At 73.2% G+C, this 20199-nt stretch carries 18 protein-coding genes and 1 riboswitch; of the genes, 14 read left to right on the top strand and 4 right to left on the bottom strand.

The features are described 5' to 3' along the window. Window positions 1-16: 16 nt before the first annotated feature. Complete coding sequence (locus ACGF5C_RS12125; RefSeq protein ID WP_393300205.1) at window positions 17-883, top strand: MauE/DoxX family redox-associated membrane protein; 867 nt, start codon at window positions 17-19, stop codon at window positions 881-883. A 19-nt stretch (window positions 884-902) separates the two neighbouring features. Here the strand turns inward: ACGF5C_RS12125 and ACGF5C_RS12120 are convergent, their stop codons facing one another. The 3 genes from ACGF5C_RS12120 to ACGF5C_RS12110 form a co-directional block, all read right to left on the bottom strand. Beyond that, window positions 903-2042, bottom strand: a complete 1140-nt coding sequence (locus ACGF5C_RS12120; RefSeq protein ID WP_393300202.1) for a CaiB/BaiF CoA transferase family protein — start codon at window positions 2040-2042, stop codon at window positions 903-905. Window positions 2043-2255: 213 nt separating this feature from the next. After that, on the bottom strand, window positions 2256-3041 hold the full coding sequence (locus tag ACGF5C_RS12115) for a DUF3892 domain-containing protein (protein ID WP_393300200.1): 786 nt from the start codon (window positions 3039-3041) through the stop codon (window positions 2256-2258). Window positions 3042-3045: 4 nt separating this feature from the next. Further along, a complete protein-coding gene (locus ACGF5C_RS12110; protein ID WP_393300197.1) occupies window positions 3046-3399 on the bottom strand; it encodes a hypothetical protein in 354 nt (117 codons plus the stop codon). A 521-nt stretch (window positions 3400-3920) separates the two neighbouring features. On the opposite strand from ACGF5C_RS12110, the gene ACGF5C_RS12105 reads away from it, so the two are divergent. The 13 genes from ACGF5C_RS12105 to ACGF5C_RS12045 all read left to right on the top strand — a co-directional run bounded on the left by ACGF5C_RS12105 (window position 3921) and on the right by ACGF5C_RS12045 (window position 19499). Continuing rightward, window positions 3921-4046, top strand: a complete 126-nt coding sequence (locus ACGF5C_RS12105) for a hypothetical protein (RefSeq protein ID WP_350679578.1) — start codon at window positions 3921-3923, stop codon at window positions 4044-4046. 2 nt (window positions 4047-4048) lie between these two features. Continuing rightward, window positions 4049-4909 (top strand): peptidoglycan-binding protein, encoded by an 861-nt coding sequence (locus ACGF5C_RS12100; RefSeq protein WP_393300194.1) that lies wholly within the window; start codon window positions 4049-4051, stop codon window positions 4907-4909. 95 nt (window positions 4910-5004) lie between these two features. Further along, window positions 5005-5712, top strand: coding sequence for a hypothetical protein (locus ACGF5C_RS12095; RefSeq protein WP_393300191.1), 708 nt, complete (start codon window positions 5005-5007; stop codon window positions 5710-5712). Between the two features lie 230 nt (window positions 5713-5942). After that, a complete protein-coding gene (locus tag ACGF5C_RS12090) occupies window positions 5943-8171 on the top strand; it encodes a proprotein convertase P-domain-containing protein (protein WP_393300188.1) in 2229 nt (742 codons plus the stop codon). A 238-nt stretch (window positions 8172-8409) separates the two neighbouring features. Beyond that, on the top strand, window positions 8410-8844 hold the full coding sequence (locus ACGF5C_RS12085; protein WP_393300186.1) for a hypothetical protein: 435 nt from the start codon (window positions 8410-8412) through the stop codon (window positions 8842-8844). A 95-nt stretch (window positions 8845-8939) separates the two neighbouring features. Next, window positions 8940-9051, top strand: a riboswitch (SAM riboswitch). 269 nt (window positions 9052-9320) lie between these two features. Next, on the top strand, window positions 9321-10175 hold the full coding sequence (locus ACGF5C_RS12080) for an ABC transporter substrate-binding protein (protein WP_393264066.1): 855 nt from the start codon (window positions 9321-9323) through the stop codon (window positions 10173-10175). A gap of 41 nt (window positions 10176-10216) precedes the next feature. Then, complete coding sequence (locus tag ACGF5C_RS12075) at window positions 10217-10996, top strand: amino acid ABC transporter permease (protein WP_350708139.1); 780 nt, start codon at window positions 10217-10219, stop codon at window positions 10994-10996. A 2-nt stretch (window positions 10997-10998) separates the two neighbouring features. Beyond that, window positions 10999-11736: an amino acid ABC transporter ATP-binding protein gene (locus ACGF5C_RS12070; protein WP_350708358.1), complete on the top strand. Its 738-nt coding sequence runs from the start codon at window positions 10999-11001 to the stop codon at window positions 11734-11736. Between the two features lie 625 nt (window positions 11737-12361). After that, a complete protein-coding gene (locus ACGF5C_RS12065) occupies window positions 12362-13492 on the top strand; it encodes a peptidoglycan-binding protein (RefSeq protein WP_393300183.1) in 1131 nt (376 codons plus the stop codon). A 119-nt stretch (window positions 13493-13611) separates the two neighbouring features. Then, a complete protein-coding gene (locus ACGF5C_RS12060; RefSeq protein WP_393300180.1) occupies window positions 13612-14025 on the top strand; it encodes a VOC family protein in 414 nt (137 codons plus the stop codon). A 305-nt stretch (window positions 14026-14330) separates the two neighbouring features. Continuing rightward, window positions 14331-16481 carry a glycogen debranching N-terminal domain-containing protein gene (locus ACGF5C_RS12055; RefSeq protein ID WP_393300177.1) on the top strand — a complete coding sequence of 717 codons (2151 nt, stop codon included), beginning with the start codon at window positions 14331-14333 and terminating at the stop codon, window positions 16479-16481. 161 nt (window positions 16482-16642) lie between these two features. Further along, window positions 16643-17863 (top strand): PP2C family protein-serine/threonine phosphatase, encoded by a 1221-nt coding sequence (locus tag ACGF5C_RS12050; RefSeq protein ID WP_393300174.1) that lies wholly within the window; start codon window positions 16643-16645, stop codon window positions 17861-17863. 61 nt (window positions 17864-17924) lie between these two features. Then, a complete protein-coding gene (locus ACGF5C_RS12045) occupies window positions 17925-19499 on the top strand; it encodes an FMN-binding glutamate synthase family protein (RefSeq protein ID WP_393300171.1) in 1575 nt (524 codons plus the stop codon). Between the two features lie 33 nt (window positions 19500-19532). On the opposite strand, the gene ACGF5C_RS12040 is transcribed toward ACGF5C_RS12045, so the two are convergent. Then, window positions 19533-20000, bottom strand: coding sequence for a GNAT family N-acetyltransferase (locus ACGF5C_RS12040; protein WP_393300168.1), 468 nt, complete (start codon window positions 19998-20000; stop codon window positions 19533-19535). Between the last annotated feature and the right edge of the window lie 199 nt (window positions 20001-20199).

The raw sequence follows: 20199 nt of genomic DNA, 5'->3' as shown, positions 1-20199 counted from the left end.
ACCCGATGGAGACCACATGATCGACATGATCGCGGCGCTGCAACCGCTGGTCGTCGGCGCGGTGCTGATCTGGTCCGCCCGCGTGAAGCTCTTCAGCCGCCACGCCGCTGCGGCGGCCGGCCGGTCGGCGCTCGCCCGCCTGCTCGGGCAGCACCGGGCGCTGCCCGCGTACCGGCTGCTCGGCGGTGTCGAGCTGGCCCTCGGCGCGCTGCTCGTGCTGCCGCCCGCGCTGCCGCTGGAGGCGGTCGGCGCGACCGTCCTGACGGCCGGGTTCCTCGCCTACCTGACGTACGCCCGGCGCGCCGCCCCCGCTTCCTCCTGCGGGTGCCTGAGCGCCCGGCCGACCCCGGTCTCCGGCCGCAGCCTCGCCCGGGCCGGGCTGCTGCTCGCGGCGGCCGGGCTGGCGGGGCTGGCCGACGGCGGCTGGGCGGGCGCACTCGCCGGGCGGCCGGTGGCCGGCGGCGCCGTGCTGGTCGCCGAACTGGCGGCGGTGGTGGCGCTCTCGCCGGAGCTGGACGCGGCCTGGCTGCTGCCGCTGCGCCGGCTGCGCGCCCGGCTGACCCACCCGCTGCGCGGCGGCACCGGCGTGCCGCTGCTGGCCACCGTGCAGCAGCTCCAGCTCAGCGACGCCTACCGGCGGGTGGCCCCGCTGCTCCGCTCCGACGTGCGGGAACACTGGGACGACGGCGACTGGCGCTTCGTCGGGCACGCCGCGCGTTACCGGGGCCGCCCGGCGACCGCGGTGTTCGCCGTGCCGCTGGCCGACCGGGAACCCGACGCCGTGCGGGTCGCCGTGGTCGACGACGCCACCGGGCACACCCTGCTCAGCCTGGCCGCCGCGCCGCCGCCCGCCGGCCCTCGGCTCTCCGTCGCGCCGGTCTGACGCCGCACCCGTCGGAGTCTCAGTCGGCGGTCAGCCAGGCGCGGATCTCGTCGCCGTGCTCGTCGAGACGGGGCGGCGGCAGGTCGTACCGGGGCGGCGTGGCGGAGAAGCCGATCGGGTTGCGGACACCCGGCACCCCGCCGACGGTGACCACCGGGTCGAGCCCCAGGTCCCGGGCCAGGGCGACGCCGTCGTCGACCGTGTTGATCGGGGCGCACGGCACGCCCGCCGCGCGCAGGTCCCGGAACCACTCGTCACGGGTCCGCCGGACCAGCCGCTCGACCAGCATCGGGCGCAGGACCTCCCGGTTCGCGGTCCGGTCGGGGTTGCGCCGGAACCTGGGGTCGTCGGGCAACCCGGGCAGGCCGAGCACCTCGCACAGCTTCCGGAACTGACCGTCGTTGCCGGCGATGACGACGAGGTCGCCGTCGGCGGCCGGCAGCGGCTCGTACGGGAACAGGCTCGGGTGGGCGTTGCCCATCCGGAACGGCGCGGCGCCGCCGGCGACGTGGCCGCTGGCGTGGTTGACCAGGCCGGACAGCGCCGAGGAGAGCAGGTTCACCTCGACGTGCTGGCCGACGCCGGTGTGGGCACGGTGGTGCAGGGCGGCGAGGATGCCGAGGGCCGCGTGCAGACCCGCCATCACGTCGAACACGGCGACACCGGCCTTGTACGGCGGGCCGTCCGGCTCGCCGGTGAGGCTCATCAGGCCCGACGCGGCCTGGACCACGAGGTCGTAGCCGGGCAGGTCCGCGCCCGCGCCGGTGCCGAAGCCGCTGATCGAGGCGTAGACGATCCGTTCGTTGTCGGCGGCGACGCCGTCGTAGTCGAGGCCGAAGCGCTTCAGCCCGCCGGGGCGGAAGTTCTGGATCATGACGTCGGCCCGCCGGACGAGCCGCCGGGCGACGTCGAGGTCGTCGGAATCGGCGAGGTCGAGGACCACCGAGCGCTTGTTGCGGTTGACGCCCAGGTAGTAGGTGGACGTCCCCTCCCGGACCGGCGGCATCCAGGCGCGGGTGTCGTCCCCGCCGGGCCCCTCCACCTTGACCACCTCGGCGCCGAGGTCGGCCAGCAGCATGGTCGCGTACGGCCCGGCCAGGATCCGCGAGAAGTCCGCGACGAGGATGCCGCCCAGCGGCCCGGCCTGCTGCTCCGCCATCGCCCCTCCCTTACCCGCTGCCGCCGCGGGCGCGCGCCGTCGGGTGCGGGCGTTTCGCCGCCGCACCCGACGGTCCCCGATGGAAGGACAACGATGGCACAGCCGGCGCGCCGGGCGTCGCCCGCCCCGAGGGATCCCACGCCGGACAGGCCGGCGCGACGAACGCCCGCGTCGCGGGGGGCGTCGCGCCGGCGTCGACACCGCCGCGCCGCCTCACCAGACGTGGTGGCACTCCGGCAGACTGTCGAGGTTGTTCGGCGACGCGTCGTCGGCGACGGTACGCAGGTAGGGCCGGCCGCGCTTGGGCCGGACCACCCGGATGGCCGTACGTTCCGTGCCGGGCTCCTGCACGAAGAACGCGAACCGGCCGCTGCCCATCAGCTCGATCGCCTCCGGCACCGGGATGAGGAAGTGACTGCCGTCGCCGTTGTGCCCGCCCAGGGCGACGGTCGTGCCACCCGAGGTACGCACGCGGCTCACCCGCACCGGCACGGCCGTGTCGTGGTACTCGGTGTCGGCGACCAGCGCCACCTGCAACCAGCCCTCGCTGGCCGTCGACGGCTCGTTCGGCAGCAACGCGTCCGGGGTGCTCGGCACCACCAGGTCCGTCCGCCACGTGCCCGGCTCGGCGCGCCGGTGCCAGTGCCACGAGCCGCGTACGTCCTGCGGCAGCGGCAGGCGGGTCGTCTCCAGGTCGTGCAGGACCGGGCCGTGGCGCAGGGCGGGCGACAGCCGGGACAGTGTCGAGGACGTCCACTCCCGCAGCAGCCCCACCGACTTCTGTGGCACCAGCCCCGCGGTGACGTGCACGTCGGAGCCGGGCACCATCAGCAGGGTCAGCGGCACCGGCACCCCCGGGTTGACCGTGAACAGCCCGGAGGTGTCCACGTACGGCGAGGTGATCGGGTCCGCGCCCGGCAGCGCGGCCGCCCCGCTGGCGTCGGGCAGCCCCGGCGCGAGCAGCGCCACCGCCGGGTCCACGATGTGCAGCCGGTCCATGTCGTCACCGACGCAGTACGCCAGCAGCCCGTCCTGCGCGCCGCCAGCGCGGCCCGCTCGACGACCAGGTAGACCTGGCCCTTGCCGCCTTGCTCCAGCAGCGGTACGTGCCGGGCGACCCGGTCGGGCCGGCTGGCCGCCTCGGTCGCGAAGCGCGGCGGGCCGAGGGCAGCAGCCCTTCGATCGCGCGCACCCGCGCGGCGCGCTGGACGTCGCTGGCGACCAGCTTGCCGACCCGCGTCCACGGGTCGGCGAAGAACTCCTCGACCAGCCGGACGCCGGCGCCGGACGGGGCGAGCAGCCCGAGCGCGATGCCGAGGTCCTCGACCTCGGCGGGAATGCCGTCGACGTTGATCATGGGCCCACCCACCCCATTGTCCCCCCTCGTTTCCCGCCCTCCTCAGTAGATTCGGCGCGGGAGTTCCCGGAGGCTACGGATGACCGACCCCGAAACTCCGTCGCCCTTCGGACGTTGCCGACCGTGCCGTCGCCGAGACGGTCCGAAGCGTCAGGCCGCGCTCGCCCGTTGTGGCACGCGGCTCCCCCGCCCGGCCGACCGGGTCAACGACTCGGTCGGCCGGCGGCTGACCGGTCGATCAGTCAAACGCGTCCCCGGCCACTGGGATGCCTGGCCGGAGTGGACACGTTCGCCGAACGTCGACCGTCGTCCGGCGGCGGTGACCGACCGGTCGGTCAGTCGTGATGCCAATAGGCGACTCTCCCCTTGCCGGCCCGCCGCCGCGATCCCGAAGGTTGCCCACGAGAACGTCAGTCACCCGCCGTCGACCCCGGGCAGCGACGCCCGTGCCGCACACCGCGACGGCCGGGCCGCCCGGATCCGGCCGGCAGGGTGACGATCCGGAAGAGGGGGGACCACTGGTGGACACCGCCAGCATCGACGCCGAATACCTGGTGGCCACGTTCGAGGAGGACGACGACCCGGAGCAGCTGATCGGCGACGCCGTCGACTACGACCTGCTCGCGGCGCTGGCAGAGGAGGAGTGACGATGGGCGTGCACCTGGCCCCGACGCTGCGCGTGCTGCGCGAGGAGATCAACACCCGCTGGCCGCACCGGGACAAGGCCTCCGACGGCTGGATCGGCGACGCGGCCCACCAGGCCCGCAAGTCCGACCACAACCCGGACGCCGACGACCGCTCGGTCAACGCGGCGGACTTCGACATCGACGGGATCGACCCGCTGCTGGTCGTCCGGCACTGCATCGAGCACCCGTCCACCCAGTACGTGATCTACAACCGGCTGATCTGGAGCCGTACCCGCGACTTCCGGCCCGCGCGCTACACCGGATCCAACCCGCACACCAAGCACCTGCACGTCAGCGTCAGCCACGCCCGGGCCCTGGAGGACAGCCTGCGCCCGTGGGGCGTCGCCACGGCCCGGGTCGCCAAGCTCGGCGACCGGATCCTGCGGGCGGGCTGCAAGGGCAGCGACGTGCGGGAGTTGCAGACCCTCGCCAACCGGCTGGGCGCCCGCCTCACCGCCGACGGCGTGTTCGGGCCGAAGACCACCGCCTGGGTCCGGACCTTCCAGAAGTCGAAGAAGCTGACGGTCGACGCCGTCGTCGGACCGAAGACCCTGACCGCCCTCCGCACCGCCACCAGGCCACCGGCCCCGCAGCCGGCAGGCCGGGGCCCGGGGTCACGCACCGTCCGCGTCGGCAGCACCGGCGAGGACGTGGCGTACGTCAAGCGGTTCGTCGGCGCGCGGCGGTGCGGACCGCCGGGCACCCGCTTCGACGCGAAGACCGAGGCGGGGGTCCGCTGGTACCAGCGGATGCGCGGGCTCACCGACGACGGCATCGTCGGCCGGCTCACCTGGGCCGAGATGGGCGTACGCGTCACCTACTGATTCGCGGCGCGGAACCGGGTCGCCCCGGTCCCGCACCCGTACCGAACCGCCCCGGGTCGTGCCGACGACCCGGGGCGCTCGATCGATGACCGGAAATGTCCATGGTGTGGCGCGGTCGCCGCGCCGGCGGGGCGGGGGAGTCCATCACGGCGACGTCGTTCCAGGAGGACCTCGCGTGGCAGGCGCTGCAGGCCGCCGTCGTCCGTGTCGTGCTCTGCGGCTCCGGGGACATCTTCAAGGCGGTGGCCCGGTCCGGTGACCGGGCCGAGCAGGTCGCCCGGCTCGTGGTCGAGCAGATCACCACCTTCGGGTTCGGCGAGGCGCAGCACCTGATCCGCACCGGGGAGCTGCGCAGCCTGCGGGACAGCGTGGTGGCCGCGGTGCAGCAGGCCGCCACCACGGGCGCCGTCATGGTCGGCGGGCTGATGGCGAGGTCGTTCCTCGACCGGCTCGGCGCGGCCCGTGGGGCGCTCACCGTCGACGGCGAGCGGCGGCTCCAGGAGCTGGAGGCCGAGCGCGCGCAGGTCGCCCAGGACTTCGAGGCCGCCCGCAACGGCACGGCCGACCCGGAACCGGGCGTGGGCGGCCCGCGCGGCGCAGGCCTGGAACGGGCTGGTCGCCCTCGTCGACGGGATGCCGCCCGGGGCGGCATCCCGGCCGGCTCGCAGTACCACCTCTCGTTCATCAGGGACCCGGGGCCGGACGGGCGGCGGCGGATGCTCGAGATCCTCCTGCCGGCGGGCGGTCGGATCGCGGGGGTGCACTTCGGGCCGGAGCCGCCGCCGGGCGTGCCGCAGCGGTGACCGCCGCAGCGCGACACCACGGCTGACAATCCGAACTCGACCGATGACGAAAAAACAGGCGTGCCGGCACGGCAAGTCCTTCACATCCGCGTGGAATCAGCAGGAAACGCGGAAATTTTTTCATCTATACATTTGAATGCATCGCCGTCTAGCATCACCTCCACCAGATCAACTTCCCGGGTCCCTGCACCATCCCCGCACGGGATCCGGCGTCAGGAGAGGGACGACCGATGACACTCCCCCGCCCGTCCAGGCGCCACTGGCGTCTGGGCGTCGCAACAGCCGCGGTCACCGCCGCAGTGGCGTTCGGCACTCCAGCGACCGCCGCTCCCGCCGAGGGGCAGATCCTCCAGGCCGGCGGCGCCACCGCGGTCTCCGGCTCGTACATCGTGGTGTTCAAGGACACCGCGGTGACCCGGGCCGAGGTCACGGGCAACGCCCGCGCCCTGGCCGGTCGGCACGACGGCACCGTCGCCCGGACCTTCCAGCACACGGTGCGCGGGTTCGAAGCCCGGATGTCCGCCGCGCAGGCCCGACGGCTGGCTGCCGACCCGTCGGTGAAGTACGTCCAGCAGAACCACGTCGTGCGGATCTCCGGCACGCAGAGCCCCACCCCGTCGTGGGGTCTGGACCGCAGTGACCAGCGCGACCTGCCGTTGAACAACTCCTACACCTACCCGAACGGCGGCTCCGGCGTCCGGGCGTACATCATCGACACCGGCATCCGGTTCTCGCACAGCGACTTCGGTGGCCGCGCCGTGACCGGTTTCGACTCGGTCGACGGCGGCTCGGCCGACGACTGCAACGGCCACGGCACCCACGTCGCGGGCACCGTGGGCGGCACCGCGTACGGCATGGCCAAGAACGCCACCCTGGTCGGCGTCCGGGTCCTCGACTGTGGGGGCAGTGGCACGTACGCCGGGGTGATCGCCGGCATCGACTGGGTCACCGGCGACCACGACCCCGGCGAGCTGGCGGTGGCCAACATGAGCCTCGGCGGCGGGAAGGACCAGGCCGTCAACGACGCGGTGACCGCCTCCATCGCCGACGGCGTCAGCTACGCCATCGCGGCCGGCAACGACTACTCCGCCGACGCCTGCGGTGTCTCGCCGGCCAGCACCCCCAACGCGATCACCGTGGGGGCGACGACCAGCACCGACGCCCGGGCCGACTACTCCAACATCGGCACCTGCCTGGACATCTTCGCCCCGGGCTCGTCGATCACCTCGGCGTGGCACACCGGCGACAGCGCCACCAACACCATCAGCGGCACGTCGATGGCCACCCCGCACGTGGCCGGTGCGGCCGCGCTGGTCCTCGCCGCCAACCCGTCGTACACCCCGCAGCAGGTCCGCGACAAGCTCGTCAACGACGCGACCAGCGGCAAGGTCACCAACCCGGGCACCGGCTCACCGAACAAGCTGCTGTACATCGGCAACATCAGCACGCCGACGCAGGACTTCGCCATGTCGGTGTCGCCCACCTCGGGAACGGTCAACCCGGGCAGCTCGGTCACCGCGACCGTCGGCACCACCACCACGGTCGGCAGCGCGCAGAACGTGACGTTCTCCGCCAACGGCCTGCCCGCCGGCGCCACGGCGAGCTTCAGCCCGTCGTCGGTCACCTCCGGCAACTCCGCCACGATGACCATCTCCACCACCGGCACCACCGCGCCGGGCACCTACCCGGTGACCGTCACCGGCACCGGCACGGTCACCACCCAGACCGCGTCGTACACGTTGACGGTCAACGGGCCGCCCGGCTGCTCGCAGACCAACGGCACCGATGTCAGCATCGGCGACAACACCACGGTGGAAAGCTCGATCACCATCAGCGGCTGCTCCGGCAACGCCTCTGCCACCAGCACCGTCGCCGTGAACGTCGTCCACACCTACATCGGTGACCTCGTCGTCAGCCTCATCGCCCCCGACGGCACCGCCTACACCCTGCACAACCGCAGCGGCGGCTCGACCGACAACATCAACCAGACCTACACCGTCAACCTCTCCGGCGAGGCCGCCAACGGCACCTGGAAGCTGCGGGTGCAGGACGCCGCCCCCGGCGACACCGGCTACCTCAACACCTGGACGCTCAACCTGGTCGGCGGGACGCCCCCGGGCTGCACCGGCACGAACGGCACCGATGTCAGCATCGGCGACAACACCACGGTGGAAAGCTCGATCACCATCAGCGGCTGCTCCGGCAACGCCTCTGCCACCAGCACCGTCGCCGTGAACGTCGTCCACACCTACATCGGTGACCTCGTCGTCAGCCTCATCGCCCCCGACGGAACCGCCTACACCCTGCACAACCGCAGCGGCGGCTCGACCGACAACATCAACCAGACCTACACCGTCAACCTCTCCTCGGAGGCCCGTAACGGCACCTGGAAGCTGCGGGTGCAGGACGCCGCCCCCGGCGACACCGGCTACCTCAACACCTGGACGCTGACGCTCTAGCGGCAACGGCGCCACCAGCGCACCCCCACACCGGGGCCCCGGCTGAACTCCAGTCGGGGCCCCGACATCCGTTGCCGACCCGCACCCACCGTGGCGGCCGTCGCCGGCGCCGGGGGCTCGCCCTTCCGGTCGAGGTCCTCGTCGCCCGGCCCAGCGGGTCCGGACGGGACCTGGCCGCCGCGCGGGCCGGCCTTCCTACGATGACCGTCCACGCCTCGGACACCGCCGGGAGGACCTCATGCCGGAGCGTTTCGCCGACCTGTCCACGCCGCTGATCGCCGACGCCTGCGTACGGCTGGGCGTGCCGCCGCGCACGGCGCCGGCCGGGATCCGGGCGGTCGTCCCCAGCCACCGCCTCGCCGGGCGGGTGCTGCCGGTGCGCCACCACGGCAGCGTCGACGTGTTCCTGGAGGCGTACGCGGGCGCGACCCCTGGGGACGTGCTGGTGATCGACAACGGCGGCCGGACGGACGAGGCGTGCGTCGGCGGCCTGGCGGTGCTGGAGGGGCCGAGGCCGGCGTCGCCGGCGTCGTGGTGTGGGGCAGCACCTGCGGCGCGTGGGCGGCGCGATCGAGGAGTGACCGCCCGGGACCGAGCCCGCCGGTTCGGCCCCGGGTGCGGCGGGGATTCGCCACGGGGCTCGGCGTCGGGGTCGGCCTCGGTTCGCCGCTAGGTCGGCCTCGCGTCCGCTCGCGCCGGGCGGCGCCACGTGAGGGTGGTCATAGCGGCTGGACGCGCCACCACGGGAGGCTGCTAGCCTCGTCGGCAGGTCATGAGCGCCAGCGTCAAGCCCCGGCTCGCTGGCCGGCAACCCTCGTCCGCGCAGGGGTGCCCCGGGTGAAGACCAGGCACCGGAGCAGCTTCGGTGCAAGCGTGGCCTGGTTCCCAGGTCAGCAACGACCGAGGAGAGCCATGTCCTTCCGCATCTGCGTACCGGCGGTCCCCGCCGCGGCCCCGACGCCGCCGCCGTTGACCCGGCGCCGCCACGTCGACATGATGCGGGTCTGCAGCGCCTCGTGTCGCCCCGGCGACCCGCGCTAGCCACGCACCAGACCCCTTCCCAGGACCACCCCAGCGGTACGCCCACCGGGCATACCGCCGGCGACGCACGCCCGTGCCCGCCGTCGGAGACCCCTTTCGGAGACACCTGTGCGATTCCTTCCCGCCCTCACCCGCGCCGCCGCCCTCGGCGTCGCCGCCGTCCTCGCCGCCACCGCCCTGACCGCCTGCGGCGACGACGCGTCCGAGGCGACCGACAACCCGTACAACCTGCTCCAGCCGGGTGTGCTGCGCACCGGCACGCTCACCGACGCCCCGCCGAACGTCTACCTCAAGGACGGCAAGTTCACCGGCTTCGACAACGACCTGCTCACCGCGGTCGCCGCGAAGGTCGGCCTGAAGGTCGAGTTCGTCGGGACGGACTTCTCCGCGCTGCTCTCGCAGGTCAACAACCGCAAGTTCGACGTCGGCAGCTCCTCGATCACCATCACCGAGGCCCGCAAGAAGACCGTCGACTTCGGCAACGGCTACGATTTCGGCCACTTCGGGCTCGACGTGCCGGCCAATTCGTCGATCACCGGTTTCGACCAGCTCGCCGGCAAGCGGGTCGTGGTCGTGCAGGGCACCGTCCAGGACGACTACGCCACCGGCGAGGGCCTCGACCCGGTCCGGGTGCCCGACTACAACGGCGCGATCAACCAGCTCAAGGCCGGCACCGCCGACGCCTGGATCGCCCCCGCCGAGATCGGCGACAAGTCGGCCGCCGACAGCAACGGCAAGATCAAGGTGGCGGGGAAGCTGCTCAGCCCGGCCCCGACGGCGTACGCGTTCGCCAAGGGCAACGACAAGCTGCGCGAGGCGCTGAACAAGGGCCTCGACGAGGTGATCGCCGACGGCACGTGGAGCCGCCTGCAGGCCCAGTACTACCCGGGCCGCCCGATCCCCGCCGACTTCAAGCCGGGCAGCGGCACCGTCCCGGTGCCGTCGGCCTCGGCCGCCTCCTGACACGTACGGACGACGAGCGAGCGGGACGGTAGGAGAACACGATGGATCCGTTGAGCACCCTGTGGGAGACCTTCTTCGACTGGGACTCCATGCGCGAGGCGCTGCCCGAGATGCTGACGGTCGGGCTGCCCAACACGCTGATCCTCGCGATCTCCGCCGCCCTGCTCGGCTCGGTGCTGGGCATGGGGCTGGCCGTCGCCGGCATCTCGCGTACCCGATGGTTGCGCTGGCCGGCGCGGGTCTACACCGACGTGTTCCGCGGCCTGCCGGCTGCGGCGACCATCCTGCTCATCGGCGTCGGTCTGGCGCCGCTGGGCATGGAGGTGTGGGGCCCCAACCCGTATCCCCTGGGCATCCTGGCGCTGTCGCTGATCGCGGCGGCCTACATCGGCGAGATCTTCCGCTCCGGCATCCAGTCGGTGGAGGCTGCCCAGCTGGAGGGGGCCCGGGCGCTGGGCCTGTCCTGGGGCGAGGCGATGCGCCTGGTGATCGTGCCGCAGGGCATCCGCCGGGTGCTGCCGGCCTGGGTGAACCAGCTGATCGCGCTGATCAAGGACTCCAGCCTGGTCTACTTCCTCGGCCTGCTGGCCAGCCAGCGGGAGCTGTTCCGGATCGGGCAGGACTACGCGGCGAACACCGGCAACCAGTCGGCGCTGCTGCTGGCCGGCCTGTTCTACCTGGCGCTGACCGTGCCGCTGACCCACGTCGTGAACTGGATCGACCGGCGGCTGCGGCACGGCCGGCAGGCCGCCGCGCCCGCCGACGCCGACGACGACCTCGACCTGGCGCTGCCGGGCGCGGCGGGAGGAAACCAGCGATGAGCATCGACACGACGACCTCGGTGAGCCTGAGCGTCCGCGACGTGCACCTGGCCTTCGGGTCGCACCGGGTGCTGCGCGGCGTGGACCTGGACGTCGCGCGGGGCGCGACGGCCTGCGTGATCGGCCCGTCCGGCTCGGGCAAGTCCACGCTTCTGCGCGCCATCAACCGGCTCATCGAGCCCGACCGGGGCGACGTGCTGCTCGACGGGCGCAGCGTGCTGGGCGACGACCCGGACGCCCTGCGGCAGCGGGTCGGCATGGTCTTCCAGCAGTTCAATCTCTTCCCGCACATGAGCGTGCTGCGCAACATCACCCTCGCGCTGCGCCGGATCAGGAAGCTTGGTGAGGACGAGGCGGTGGCGGTCGCCCGCGACCACCTGGAGCTGGTGGGGCTCGCGGCCAAGGCCGACGCCCGGCCGGCGCACCTGTCGGGCGGGCAGCAGCAGCGGGTCGCGATCGCCCGCGCGCTGGCGTTGCGGCCGCAGGTGATGCTCTTCGACGAGGCGACCTCGGCTCTGGACCCGGAGCTGGTCAAGGGGGTGCTGGGGCTGATGGCCGAGCTGTCCGCCGGCGGCATGACGATGGTGGTGGTCACCCACGAGATGGGCTTCGCCCGCGAGGTCGCCGACACCGTCGCGTTCATGGATCGCGGCGTGGTGCTGGAGGCCGGCGAGCCGGCCGCGATCTTCGAGGGGGCGGAGCACCCCCGGCTGCGCCGCTTCCTCTCCCAGGTGCTCTGACCCGCCGCGACGACCGAGGAGGGCCACCGGCGCTGCCGGCAACACGGGCCCCAGCCGCTACTTGACCCCGTTCTCCTTGGTCCTCGCCACCACGAACTCGGCCACGTGCGCCCCCTCTCAGCGAGAGAAGCGACAGGGTGGGACAACGGGCATGCGGCCGTCTGAGGCGCATCCGCCCGTGAAATGCATGCAGTCCGGTGCCGAACGAGTATCGCGGGCATGCCGCTGTGCGGTAGTTCCCCGCTCGGTGCGGCCCGATCACCCGACCGTCGGCAGACCGTCCCTCTCGGAGGATGGTCGGACGCCGGTCCGCGCCGCGGATCCGCCCGTACCGGTCTCCGCTGCCTGGTGGCGCCCCTGGCGGTCCGCGCTGTCGGCGGTCCGGGCAGCCGACTCGCCCACCGGCCGAAACCTCAGCTGCCGGAAACCCGACGACCCACGGCCACCTGTGGGTCGCTGCCCGTGATCCTCAGCCTCGGCACGGACGGTCACCCGGACGGCCCGGTCGACTCCTTATTGACCAGCGGCGGAGGTCTGGGCAATATCTTCCACAACACAGGCGGCCACTGGAGTTTCCTTTCACGCACCCCCTGCCCACCCCCGACCCGGCCGCACAGGAGATGCCATGCACCTCGACCACTCCGAACTGGACCGTCGGACCCTGCTGCGGGCCGGCCTCGGCGCCGCCACGGTCGCGGTCGTCGGAAGCGAACTCGCCTTCCCGGCCGCCGCGCAGGCGGACCCCGGCGCCGGCCTGGACTGGATCTACAGCTGCGACGAGTGGGGCGCGCGTCCGCCGGCGGACCCGCTGTCGGTCAGCGCCATCCCCACCAACAAGATCATCGTGCACCACATGGCGTTCCCGAACGTCACCGACTACTCCGAGGCGCAGGCGATCAAGCTGGCCCGCGACTGCCAGGACCTGCACATGGACGGCAACCGCTGGTCCGACACCGGCCAGCACTTCACCGTCAGCCGCGGTGGGTACGTCATGGAGGGGCGCCGGGGCAGCCTGGAGCGGCTGCAGGCCGGCGACCGGCAGATGATCTCGGCGCACTGCCCGGGCGAGAACGGCCGGGCGATCGGCATCGAGAACGAGGGCACGTACGTCACCGAGACGCCGCCGGAGGCGTTGCTGGACTCGCTGGTCAAGCTCTGCACGACCATCTGCCGGCAGTACGGTCTGCACGCCCACGACATCTTCGGGCACTGGGACTTCCGCACCACGCAGTGCCCCGGCGCCGCCTTCTACCGGCAGTTCCCGGTCCTGCGCCGCCGGGTGTTCGAGGCGCTCGACACCGACCTGGCGGACGTGCCGGCCCGCCGCTGGCCGGACCTGTGGCGGTTCGTCGGCTCGCCGTCGGTGCGGGTCGTGCAGTACCTGCTGGCCCACCGCGGCTACACCGTGCCGGTCAACAGCGTCTTCGACGCCGCCACCGTCGCGGCCGTGCAGGACTGGCAGTACCGCAACGGCATCCCGGTCGACGTCGACGCCACCCTCACCGCGCCGACCTGGGAGACGCTGGCGCCGGAGCTCGACAAGGACGCCAGCGGCATCCCGGTCAGCGCCGCCCAGTTCATGCTCAACTTCAAGGGGTGGGCGGACGTCGCCGTCACCGGCGAGTACGACCACGCCACCAAGAAGGCCGTCCAGGATCTCCAGGCGCTGCACGGCCTGCCCCGCGACGGCAAGCTCACCACCAACACGTGGTGCGTCCTCGTCGGCGGCGTCGTGCGCCACTCCTTCCGGCACTGACCGCCCGCGGCCCGTGGGACGGCCTCCCGCTCCCACGGGCCGCGGAACGCGGGCGCGCCTCGTCCACACCCGGCCCCTGATCTGCGACGATAACGCCTTCACGACCGGAGGAGGGTGCTGTGGCGTCTCGGCTCAACCCGTACATCAGCTTTCCGGGCACCGCACGGGAGGCGATGGAGTTCTACCAGCGTGTGTTCGGCGGCTCGCTGTCGATGAGCACCTTCGGCGAGTTCGGCACCGACGATCCCGCGCTGACCGACAAGATCATGCATGCGATGTTGGAGACCGACCGGGGCTACACCCTGATGGCCTCGGACACCGCGCCGGGGATGGAGCACGACCCGGGCAACAACGTCGCCGTCAGCCTCAGCGGCGACGACGCCGCCGAGCTGCGCGGCTACTGGGAGAAGCTCGCCGACGGCGGCACGGTGACCATGCCGCTGGAGAAGCAGATGTGGGGCGACGAGTTCGGCATGTGCGTCGACCGCTTCGGCACCAGATGGATGGTGGACATCGGCCAGCCCCAGGGCTGATCTCGGGAGCGTTCCCGCAGCCCGGCGGCCGGGCCGGAGGTGTACCGGCGGCGCGATCGGGTACCGACCGCTGTCCGACGGGTCCCCGGCGCGCCACACCGGCGCGCCCGGGCCCGCAGCCGCCGGTCAGGGGGTGCACCGATGCCGTCGACGCCGCCGAGCGCGCCTGCCGCCGGGACCCCCGCCGGCCGCGCGACGTCGCCGCGCCCGCCGGCCGCCCGCCCCGCCGGGACCGCCTCCGGCCACGGGAGGTCCCGCCGGCCGCGGCCTCCCCGGACGCCGATGCCACGCCGGCCGCCGGGCCGATGAGCGGCGTCCGGAACCTACGGGTCCGACCGGACCTGCTCTACGTGGCGAGTGGCTGGAGCACGCTGGTCACCGACGTACGTGGCCGGATCACCGGCGCCGACCCGCAGGGCTTCTTCGCGCGCAACACCCGGGTGCTCAGCACGGAGCGCCTCGCCGTGGACGGCCGCGAGCCGGTGCCGTTCAGCACAGCCAACGTGGCCGGCCACGCCCAGCTCTCGTACGCCGCACTCGGCGACGGCGAGGCACTGCCCTCCCGCGCGGCCTACCTCCTGGTGGAGCGCTTCGTCGGCGAGGGGCTGCGCACCCGGCTGACCGTGGTCAGCTACGCCCCGGTGCCGCTGGAACTGGAACTGCGGATCGATCTCGCCGCCGACTTCGCCGACACCAGCGAGGCCGAGACCGGCCGCCGGGTGCAGTCGGGCGCGGTCGACGCGAGCTGGCACCCCGACGACCGCGAGCTGCGCCTGACCTACCGGTGCGACGGCCTCGACCGGGCGGTGGCGATCGGCGTACACGCGGAGTCGCCCGTCCGGTACGTGGACGACGCGGTCCTGGTCGCGGTCGCGGTGCCGCCCCGGGGGTCGGGCCGGGTGGAACTCGTGGTCGAGCCGGTCTTCGAGGGACGGCGTCTCGCCGCGCCGCCGCCGACCTTCGCCGAGCCGGGCGACGACGCGGCCCGCGCCCGCGCCCACCTCGCCCGGGAACTGACCCGGCTGAGCAGCAGCAACTTCGACGTGACGGCGGCCTGGCGGTGCGCGGTCGACGATTTGGCGGTGCTGCCGCTGGGTGAGCCGGCCGGGCCGACGGCGCCGATGGCCGGCCTGCCGATCTACCAGGAGATCTTCGGCCGCGACACGATGACCGCGTCGTGGCAGGCCCTGCTCGCCGGGCCGACGATGCTGGCGGACAGCCTGCGGCTCAACGCCGGCCACCTCGGGCGGCGCATCGACGACTGGCGTGACGAGGAGCCCGGCAAGCCGTTGCACGAGGCCCGCCGGGGCCCGGTGTCCGCGCTCGGGCTCGACCCGTTCAGCGGCTACTACGGCGACTGGTCGACCGCGCCGGACCTCCTGATCTTCCTCGGGCAGTACTTCGCCTGGACGGGGGACCTCGACACGGTGCGGGACCTGCTGCCGGTCGCGCGTCGCGCCCTGGACTGGATCGACCGGTACGGCGACCCCGACCGGGACGGCTTCCTCGAATACCACTGCCGGTCCCGGGCCGGGCTGAAGAACCAGGGCTGGAAGGACTCGGACACCGCGATCGTCGACGAGCGCGGCGAGGTGGTCCCCAACCCGATCGCGACCAGCGAGCTGCAGGCGTACTGGTACGCCGCGCTGCGGCACGCCGCCGTGGTGTTCGCCGCGGCCGGTCACCCCGCGCTCGGCGCCCGGCTGCTGCGCCGGGCCACGGTCCTTCGCCGCCGCTTCCACCGCGCCTTCTGGATGCCCGAGCGGGGCTGTCACGCCATGGCGCTCGACCCGGACAAACGGCGGGTGCGTTCGGTCAACTCCAACGACGGTCACCTGCTCGCCACGGGGATCGTGCCGGCCCGGCTCGCTCCCCTGGTCGCCGACCGGCTGCTGGCCGACGACATGTTCAGCGGCTGGGGGGTGCGCACCCTGTCGTCGGCGCACCCGGCGTACAACCCGTTCAGCTACCACCGGGGCAGCGTCTGGCCCGTGGAGGCGGGCACGATCGGCCTCGGGCTGGCCCGGTACGGCTGCTGGGAGCACCTGCACCGCCTCGCTGAGGGGATGTTCGCCGCGGCGGCGCTCTTCACCGAGCACCGCCTGCCGGAGGTGCTCAGCGGCCTGCCGCGCGACGACGCGCACCCGCACCCCGGCGTCTACCCGAACTCGTGCTCCCCGCAGGCCTGGTCCGCCAGCGCCGTCGTCGCGCTCATCCAGGCGCTGCTGGCGCTGCGCCCGGCCGCGCCGCTGCGGACGATCTTCGTCGACCCGCACCTGCCCGAGTGGCTGCCGGACCTCGTCCTCGAGGGCGTGCAGGTCGGCGGGCGCACCGTCGACCTGACCGTCCGGCGTGGCCGCGGCGGGCGTACGTCGCTGCGCGCCCGCGGCGACCGGATCGCGGTGGTGCGTCGGCCCACGCTCCAGGCGATGTCCGCCCGCCGGCACCGCCCCTGACCGGCCGCGAATCCAGGACCGCCGGCTCGAGACGCCCGAACGGGCCGGTTCGGGACGACCCTCGCGGTCGTCACGGTCCGACCGGCGTCTTGCACCGTGCGCGCTGCTGCCGGCGCAGGTCGGATAGCGGCGGAACCAGCCGGCGAGACTAGGATCCTGTCGTGGCCGACGCGGGGCTCATCCAGGACGACGAGCGGTTACGCCGCCTCGAGGCGGTGACCGACGCCGCCCTGTCCCGGCTCGACGCGGCCGACCTCTTCGACGAGCTGCTCGATCGCGTCCGGGATCTGCTCGGCGTCGACACCGCGGCCATCCTGCTGCTGGACCCGCACGCCCAGCAGCTCGTGGCCACCGCCGCCAAGGGTCTCGAGGAGGAGGTCCGGCGAGGTTTCCGCGTCTCGGTCGGCCGGGGTTTCGCCGGCCGGATCGCGCTGACCCGGCGGCCGGTGGTCATCGAGGAGGTCACCCCCGACGCGGTGGTCAACCCCGTCCTGCTGGCGATGGGCCTGACGTCGCTGCTGGGCGTGCCGATATTCGCCCGTGGCGAGCTCATCGGCGTGCTGCACGTCGGCACGCTGCGTCACCGCCAGTTCACCGCCGACGACGTCCGTCTGCTGGAGCTGGTCGCCGACCGGGCCAGCCTGGCCCATTTCGCCCGGGCGAACAACCTGGCGCAGACCGCCGCCCTCGCCCTACAGCGCAGCCTGCTGCCCAACCAGCTGCCCGAGGTGCCCGGTCTGGCCATGGCCGCCAGGTACGTGCCCGGTCACGTCGCCGGCGTCGGCGGTGACTGGTACGACGTGTTCAGCCTGCCGTCGGGCTGGCTGGGGCTGGTGATCGGCGACGTGTCGGGGCACGGCCTGCAGTCGGCCGTGGTGATGGGGCGCGTCCGCAGCGCGCTGCGCGCGTACGCGCTGGTCTGCGGCGATCCGGCGGAGGCGTTGGCGCTGCTGGACCGGAAGGTCTCCCACTTCGAGGCCGGCAGCCTGACCACGGCCCTCTACGTCATGGTCTCCCCCGACCGGGGCAAAATCCGCATCTCCAGCGCCGGGCACCTGCGACCCGTCCTCGCCGTGCCGGGCCGGCCGGGCGCCCTGGTCCCGGTCCACGTCGACCCTCCGCTCGGCACGGGTCGCCGCCCGCCCGCCCGCCGGCAGACCGAGATGGACCTTCCGCCGGGGGCCGTCCTGGCCTGCTTCACCGACGGGCTCGTCGAACGCCGCGACGAGGTCATCGACGTCGGTGTCCAGCAGCTCGTCGACGCGGTCCGGCCGGACCCTCCCGAGGAGGTCTGCCGCACCGTCATGGCGGCCCTCGGCGTCGAGCAACCGACCGACGACATCGCCCTGCTGGTCGTCCGTCGGCAGCCGACGCACGGCTGATCCGGCCGGTCCGCCCCGCCGGCCCGTTTGGCGGAGGGCGATCGCGGAAAGAGTGGCGGGCATGAAGTGGGCAAGTCGAGCCGTACCCGCCGCCGTCGCTGCCGTCGCGGCCCTCGCCGCGCGCGACCTGATCCAGCGCGACCACGCGTTGCTGCGCAACTTCCCGGTCCTCGGCCGGGCCCGCTACCTGCTGGAGTCGATCGGGCCGGAGCTGCGCCAGTACATCGTCGCGGGCAACAACGAGGAACGCCCGTTCACCCGCGACCAGCGCCGCTGGGTGTACGCGTCGGCGAAGCAGCAGAACAACTACTTCGGTTTCGGCACCGACAACGACATCGAGTTCACCCCCGGCTACCCGATCATCAAGCACCGCACCTTCGGCCGCGCCGTACCGCCGTCCACTCCGGGTGCCGGGCACGACGTGCGGCTGCCGTGCGCGAAGGTGCTCGGCGCCGCCCGGGGCCGGGCCCACGCCTTCCGGCCCGAGTCGGTGGTGAACATCTCCGGGATGAGCTTCGGATCGCTCTCCGGCAACGCCGTGGAGGCCCTCAACCGGGGCGCGGCGCTGGCGGGCTGCCTGCAGAACACCGGCGAGGGTGGGCTGTCCCCGTACCACCGCAAGGGCGGTGACCTGGTCTTCCAGATCGGCACGGCGTACTTCGGCTGCCGGGACGAGCAGGGCCGGTTCAGCCTCGACCGGCTCAGGGACCTCGTCGCCGGGGCGCCCGTGCGGGCGCTGGAGGTCAAGCTCAGCCAGGGCGCCAAGCCCAGCCTCGGTGGCCTGCTGCCGGCCGCCAAGGTCTCCGCGGAGATCGCCGCGACCCGGGGCATCGCGCCAGGGCGGGACTGCGTGAGCCCGTCCCGGCACGCCGAGTTCTCCGACTGCGACAGCCTGCTCGACTGGGTGGAGCTGCTCGCCGCCGAGACCGGCCTGCCGGTGGGCATCAAGTCCGCGGTGGGCGACCTCGGCTTCTGGGAGGAGCTGGCCACCCTGATGCGCGACACCGGGCGCGGGGTCGACTTCGTCACCGTCGACGGCGGCGAGGGCGGCACGGGCGCCGCGCCGTTGATCTTCACCGACTCGGTGTCGCTGCCGTTCCAGCAGGGCTTCACCCGGGTCTACAAGGTCTTCGCCGAACGCGACCTGCACGAGCAGGTGGTCTTCGTCGGTGCCGGCAAGCTCGGCCTGCCCGACAACGCCGTGGTGGCGTTCGCGCTGGGCTGCGACATGGTCAACGTCGGCCGGGAGGCGATGCTGGCGATCGGCTGCATCCAGGCCCAGAAGTGCCACACCGACACGTGCCCCACCGGCGTCGCCACACAGAACCCGTGGCTCGCCCGGGGCCTCGATCCGACCCGGAAGTCGGTCCGCGCGGCCAACTACGTCAGGACCCTGCGGCGTGACCTGGTCAACGTCGCCGAGGCGTGCGGCGTCGAGCACCCGGGCCTGATCGACACCGACGCCATCGAGGTCCTCGACGGCCGCACCGCCTCCCACCCGCTGCACGAGGTGTACGGGTACCGTCCCGGCTGGGGTCTGCCGTCCGCCGCCGACCGGGCGGAGATCGTACGCCTGATGGCGGCGGAGGCGCCGCGGGGCGGCAGCGCCCCGCCCTCGCCGACCGCGATGCCGTGACCGCCTGTCAGCCGCGCGTCACGGACTCCTACGTCAGCCATGGAGCGCCGATCGCGACAGCCATTCCCGGGCCAACATCGCGAACACGGGCCGGTCGGCCCACTCGCCGCGGAACAGGTAACCCTCGACATGCCGCGCCTCGCACCGCATCCCCAGCCGGGTCATCAGCCGGGCCGACGCCTCGTTGCCGGCGTGGCACCGGCCGTAAACGCGGTGCAGGCCGAACTCCTCGAAACCCCATCCCAACAGCGCCGCCACCGCCTCGGTGGCCAGCCCCCGGCCTGAGAACTCCGGGCTGAAGACGTACCCGATCTCGGCGGTGCCGTCGGCCTGGCTCCGCCAGACCAGCTCGACGGTTCCGGTCACCCGCCCGTCCAGCTCGGCGGCCAGGGTCAGGATGTCGCCCTCAACACGCAGCCCGTCCTCGCGGGTCATCGTCGCCACCGACTCCCGCGACTGCTCGCGGCTGCGCGGCTCGTTGCCGAGCATCCAGCGACACACGTCGGGCCGGCGCTGGTACGCCTACACGTCGTCAAGGTCGTCCATCGTGAACACGGCCGGAGCGTACGGGATCCGGCCCGTTCGGTCCGGACCGTTTCGGCAGGGCAGGCGGACTGGGCCGACCTAGCGCGCATACCGCACTGCTGCAGTCGCGGAACGCGAGGAGTTCGTCCAGATCATCGACGATCTTGGGACGGCC

Source organism: Micromonospora sp. NPDC047620 (genome assembly GCF_043205005.1).
Taxonomy (GTDB): Bacteria; Actinomycetota; Actinomycetes; order Mycobacteriales; family Micromonosporaceae; genus Micromonospora.
This window is presented reverse-complemented; position numbering and strand designations above follow the sequence as displayed.

What these genes read in the sequence shown, in the direction of transcription:
- ACGF5C_RS12125 (WP_393300205.1), top strand. Translation starts at nt 17, where the DNA reads ATGATCGACATGATCGCGGCGCTGCAACCGCTGGTCGTCGGCGCGGTG.
- ACGF5C_RS12120 (WP_393300202.1), bottom strand. Translation starts at nt 2,042, where the DNA reads ATGGCGGAGCAGCAGGCCGGGCCGCTGGGCGGCATCCTCGTCGCGGAC.
- ACGF5C_RS12115 (WP_393300200.1), bottom strand. Translation starts at nt 3,041, where the DNA reads ATGGACCGGCTGCACATCGTGGACCCGGCGGTGGCGCTGCTCGCGCCG.
- ACGF5C_RS12110 (WP_393300197.1), bottom strand. Translation starts at nt 3,399, where the DNA reads ATGATCAACGTCGACGGCATTCCCGCCGAGGTCGAGGACCTCGGCATC.
- ACGF5C_RS12100 (WP_393300194.1), top strand. Translation starts at nt 4,049, where the DNA reads ATGGGCGTGCACCTGGCCCCGACGCTGCGCGTGCTGCGCGAGGAGATC.
- ACGF5C_RS12095 (WP_393300191.1), top strand. Translation starts at nt 5,005, where the DNA reads ATGTCCATGGTGTGGCGCGGTCGCCGCGCCGGCGGGGCGGGGGAGTCC.
- ACGF5C_RS12090 (WP_393300188.1), top strand. Translation starts at nt 5,943, where the DNA reads ATGACACTCCCCCGCCCGTCCAGGCGCCACTGGCGTCTGGGCGTCGCA.
- ACGF5C_RS12085 (WP_393300186.1), top strand. Translation starts at nt 8,410, where the DNA reads ATGCCGGAGCGTTTCGCCGACCTGTCCACGCCGCTGATCGCCGACGCC.
- ACGF5C_RS12075 (WP_350708139.1), top strand. Translation starts at nt 10,217, where the DNA reads ATGGATCCGTTGAGCACCCTGTGGGAGACCTTCTTCGACTGGGACTCC.
- ACGF5C_RS12065 (WP_393300183.1), top strand. Translation starts at nt 12,362, where the DNA reads ATGCACCTCGACCACTCCGAACTGGACCGTCGGACCCTGCTGCGGGCC.
- ACGF5C_RS12055 (WP_393300177.1), top strand. Translation starts at nt 14,331, where the DNA reads ATGAGCGGCGTCCGGAACCTACGGGTCCGACCGGACCTGCTCTACGTG.
- ACGF5C_RS12045 (WP_393300171.1), top strand. Translation starts at nt 17,925, where the DNA reads ATGAAGTGGGCAAGTCGAGCCGTACCCGCCGCCGTCGCTGCCGTCGCG.